General features: G+C 61.2%; 1 protein-coding gene. It reads left to right on the forward strand.

What is annotated here, in order from left to right:
* Nucleotides 1–403: transposase (locus CF70_RS37870; RefSeq protein WP_035866343.1), on the forward strand; the 403-nt coding region annotated here is incomplete at its 5' end.
* Nucleotides 404–480: the final 77 nt, after the last annotated feature.

Genomic DNA, 480 nt, shown 5'->3' on the forward strand with positions numbered 1-480 from the left:
AGACGTGCATACCGGACAGGTGCTGGCAGAATGCCGCGACCGGCGCACCCAGGACGATTTGGTCGCTTTCATGGAGCGCGTGGCAAGCGCGTACCCGGGCAAACAGGTGCACGTCGTCTGGGACAACCTGAACACACATTGCGCCCAGGCCGTCTGGCAGGCGTTTAACGCGCGGCACGATGAGCGGTTTCACTTCCACTTCACGCCGTTGCACGCGAGTTGGGTCAATCAGATCGAACTCTGGTTTGCCCGCTACACGCGCCGGGTACTGCGCCATGCGAGTCACACCAGCATCGCGCACCTGCGCGAGCGCACAGAGCAGTTTATCCGCGCGCACAATCAGGCGGCACGCCCGTTCAAATGGAGCTTCCGGGGCTATCCGCTGCAAACCGGCGCATCGTAATCGAGAATCAACATGCCAGCCTTACCCACCAAACATTACGCTGCCAAATTGCAGCAGCAACTGCGCAGCCTGCTCGG

It is taken from the genome of Cupriavidus sp. SK-3 (assembly GCF_000611145.1).
In the GTDB taxonomy this organism is placed as follows: Bacteria; Pseudomonadota; Gammaproteobacteria; order Burkholderiales; family Burkholderiaceae; genus Cupriavidus.